Annotated in this window: 5 protein-coding genes; 2 read left to right on the top strand and 3 right to left on the bottom strand. The window is 61.0% G+C overall.

Annotation, left to right across the window (positions count from 1 at the left end; translation table 11 throughout):
- Both EN969_RS22245 and EN969_RS22240 read right to left on the bottom strand, forming a co-directional pair.
- Positions 1–401: PTS glucitol/sorbitol transporter subunit IIC (locus EN969_RS22245; RefSeq protein WP_206525205.1), on the bottom strand; the 401-nt coding region annotated here is incomplete at its 3' end.
- Positions 402–489: 88 nt separating this feature from the next.
- Positions 490–927, bottom strand: coding sequence for a transcriptional regulator GutM (locus EN969_RS22240; RefSeq protein WP_013529327.1), 438 nt, complete (start codon positions 925–927; stop codon positions 490–492).
- Positions 928–1,123: 196 nt separating this feature from the next.
- Here EN969_RS22240 and EN969_RS22235 point away from each other — a divergent pair, with 196 nt between their 5' ends.
- Both EN969_RS22235 and EN969_RS22230 read left to right on the top strand, forming a co-directional pair.
- Positions 1,124–1,765, top strand: coding sequence for a hypothetical protein (locus EN969_RS22235; RefSeq protein ID WP_063169124.1), 642 nt, complete (start codon positions 1,124–1,126; stop codon positions 1,763–1,765).
- Positions 1,766–1,859: 94 nt separating this feature from the next.
- Positions 1,860–2,534, top strand: a complete 675-nt coding sequence (locus EN969_RS22230; RefSeq protein ID WP_024503715.1) for an HAD family phosphatase — start codon at positions 1,860–1,862, stop codon at positions 2,532–2,534.
- Here the strand turns inward: EN969_RS22230 and EN969_RS22225 are convergent.
- On the bottom strand, positions 2,531–3,476 hold a 946-nt coding region (locus EN969_RS22225; protein WP_127419398.1), incomplete at its 5' end, for a DUF930 domain-containing protein. The two genes, EN969_RS22230 and EN969_RS22225, sit on opposite strands and share 4 nt — an antisense overlap.

The following is a 3,476-nucleotide window of genomic DNA, read 5'->3' as shown; positions in this document are numbered from 1 at the left end:
GCGATCCGGCCGGCGCCGCGCGCCAGGCCATGCACGCGCTCTTCACCGACCAGTTCGGTGACGGCATAGAAGGCCGTCATCAGCACGACCAGCGTCGGAATGATGCCGGTGACGAAGCCGGCGAAGACCTCGCCGCCCTTCTGGAAGATGCCGATGAAGTACTTGCCGATGGCGGTCAGCCAGCCGAGCTGCTCTTCCTGCTGGACGTCCTTCAGCTTTTCCTTGAACTGATCGACGGTGATCGGTCCGCTGTCCGCTTGTGCGAGGACAACGAGATGGTCGGAGGCATGCTCGACAGCGAGCTTGCCATGCAATGCGGCATCCGAAACCATGGCACCTGCGACATGCAGATTGTGCACGGCCATGTCGGCATGCTGCGCCAACAACGAAAATACAGACATTTCTCCTCCTTATGCCACCCGCCGGTTGATCCCAGTCGGTGCGCGGCGTCCTCTATCCCTTTGATTTAGAGCCCGAAATCATCCGGCTCTAAGCCCTTGCTACGTTCAAACCGGACAGGCCCGGCTTCTTCCCCGGCTCCGACCGTGTCTTGTCGATCTGCTCGATCGCCCGTTTCACGGCCTCGGCCACACCGGGTTCCCCCTCCCCCATGATTGCAGGGTTGGACCGGAGTCGATCGAGGGGAACACCCTCGAATTCTTCATGTCTCTTGAACTTGGTGAAGACGGAACGGCCGCTCATCACCATCAGGCGGCGCACGACCAGATCGGGCGTCACCACCACGAGCGCGATGGTGCCCTTGGCCAACCGGCCGCGAAAATTGCCGGCTCCGACGAAGCCGTCCTTGTACTGGTCGGTGACGCCCCTGAAGACATCCGAATAATGCCGCATCTGCAGCCAGACGCCGAGCGACTGCAGCGCCCACACGATAACCAGCAGAAGCAGTCCCCACTGCCAAATCGCCATTCGGTTCTCCTCCCGAAGCCTCAGTTGAATCGCACCTTGGACCGGCGCGTGACAACAGCAAAGTGAGAACATTTGTTTCCGAGAATGTCAATATGTATGATATTGGCCTCTGAAGCGGTCATCCACAGGGCCGCTGACAGATTTCGGCGGCGGCGCGCTTGTGCTAGGCTGACCGGGAAACAGGATACGAGGAAACATGGACCTGCCCTTCAGGGACGAACTGGCCTTGATGCCCGATCTTCGCCATCGGCTGCGGCAGTTGCGCTGGTTCCGCGCCACCTTTCGCGGCAGCGCCAAGGTGGTCTCGGACACGTTCGGCGTGCGCTTCGAGATCGACGAGGCCAAGCTCACCAGGGCCTTTCTCGACTGGGTCGAGATCATGGAGGGGCAGAAGCGCTTCGCCGCGATCGACCGCGCCGACTTCATCGTCTTTGCCGCCGGCCTCGTGCTGCGTGAGCTGATAAAACAGGCGCCGGCCAGGGAAATCTCCGGCCTCACGCAGCTGATCGAGACGGAAACGAACGCCGGCACGCTGGAAATCGTCCGCTTCTGGCCGGAGGGTTTCCTCTACACCAACTACTGCGTCTCGGTGATTTCGGCGATCCACGAGCAGGAATTCGGCACGACACCCGGGATCGACAAATGCGCCGACGATTTGCGCACCTGGTGGTCCTATCGCGAGAATGTGACCGAGATGCCGGCCTATGCGGTGGCTTTCCTCGACCGCTTTCTCGGCGCCGAACCGAACTGGATCACCCCGGATCGCGCGCAGTCCCGGCAAGCCATGCAACGGGCGCTCGTGTCTTCCCGTGCGAGCGATGCGTTGCGCCAGCTTTGAGCCCGCTCTTCGCGCCCCCAAAACCGCACGTGCTATTGAACATTTGACTTTTTGCCGATAGCGATGTGCGAAAATTGACTCGAGAGGGAAACGCGTGGCGCGACCAAGGCCTATTATTTTCGATTGCGACGGCGTTCTTGTCGACAGCGAGCCTCTGGCCGCCCGCGCCTATGAGCGCGTCTACGAAAAGCACGGCATGCCCGGCGTCAACACCAGCGTCATCGCCCAATGCATCGGCATGAAGCAGTCCGATATCATCGCCAGGATCAAAGATTTGACCGGCCACCAGTTTCCGGCGGCGGCGGACGGCGACATCTGGGCCGAGACCAAGGTGCTGTTCTCGCAGGAATTGAAGCCGACACCGGGAATCACTGCCTTTCTGGAGGCGCTTGCAGGCGACCGCTGTGTCGCCTCGTCCTCCTCCGTCGAGCGCATAAACCACAGCCTTGCGGTGACCGGGCTGGCGCGTTTCTTCGGCGATGCGATCTACAGTTCCTCGATGGTCAAGAACGGCAAACCCGCGCCGGACATCTTCCTCTTCGCGGCGGACAAGATCGGCGCCAATCCCGTTGACTGCATCGTCATCGAGGACTCGCCCTTCGGCATCCAGGGCGCGATCGCCGCCGGCATGACGGCGATCGGCTACACCGGTGGCGGCCATACCTATGCCGAGCACGCCGCGCGGCTGACGGCTGCCGGTGCCGATTTCGTCTGCGCCGACTGGCAAGAAGTTAGCCGGCAATTGGCTAGGTTTGGTGTGCCGGCCTAGTTTAGACGATACTTTGTGAATCCACGGCTGGCCCATTCGCCAGGCGGCACGAGTGAGCCCACACGGAAGTTGAAGGACAGGACCCTCGTCGCATCGGCGTCGACTTCGCATCGGAAATTTAGGTTGTACCAAGCGTTTCTGGTGCTGAAGGCGGCCTGCGGAGGATTGAGAACATTGCCTTTGTCCAGCGTAATGGTTGGCACCCATTTGACCGTATAGTCGGCACTTTGCAGTTCCCGGCTCAGAACGTTGCCGCAAAGGGTGGCCACCCGCTGACCGCGCGGCACATTCTCCATGGAGCTTGTAGCGAACGCATTGCCGGTTGCCCCTTGCGAGTAAAGCTTTCTGACGCCCGGAAGGCCGGAATAGATTGGTGATCCTGCAACGTCGTCGTTGGTGGGATTTGACCTTCCAGCATTCCCGATCGGCGCTTTGAAAGCTCTTGCGGGTTTGAACGTCATTGTCTTGGCAGGTTTGGACTTTGCCTTTCCAGTCGAAGCTGGAGGCGCCGGCTTGTCACCGGTCTCAGCCGTCAATGGCTTTGGCGTCACGACGGCTTGCTTTTCGTCAGGTTGCGGTGCGAGTTCTTGTTTGTCCGGCTGCTGTTTGTCGGTGTCCTCGGTCGCCTGCTTTTCCTCGCTTTGCGCGGGCTTTTCGTCCGGCGCAACGGTGGCCGGCTTCTCGTCAGGCTTGCTGGGGTCTGCCTTCTGCTGTGGCGTTGCAGCCGGGGCGGGCTCCGTCGGCACGGGTGTCGGCGCGACAGGCGGCTTTGCAGCCTCATCCTTGGCCGGCGACGGCGTGTTGGGTTTAGCGCTGCTTCCGTCGAGCGATTTCTCCGGCCCGGTATCTTTCTGGCCGTACTGGAAAACGCGCTTCAGAACCTGGTCGTCTGGCGGTTTCGGCGGCGGCGGCTTTTGTTCAGGCGGCTTTTCAGCCTTCTTT

The sequence above is a fragment of the Mesorhizobium sp. M7A.F.Ca.CA.003.01.2.1 genome, assembly GCF_003998945.1.
GTDB classification, from domain to species: Bacteria; Pseudomonadota; Alphaproteobacteria; order Rhizobiales; family Rhizobiaceae; genus Mesorhizobium; species Mesorhizobium ciceri.
This window is presented reverse-complemented; position numbering and strand designations above follow the sequence as displayed.

What these genes read in the sequence shown, in the direction of transcription:
- EN969_RS22235 (WP_063169124.1), top strand. Translation starts at nt 1,124, where the DNA reads ATGGACCTGCCCTTCAGGGACGAACTGGCCTTGATGCCCGATCTTCGC.
- EN969_RS22240 (WP_013529327.1), bottom strand. Translation starts at nt 927, where the DNA reads ATGGCGATTTGGCAGTGGGGACTGCTTCTGCTGGTTATCGTGTGGGCG.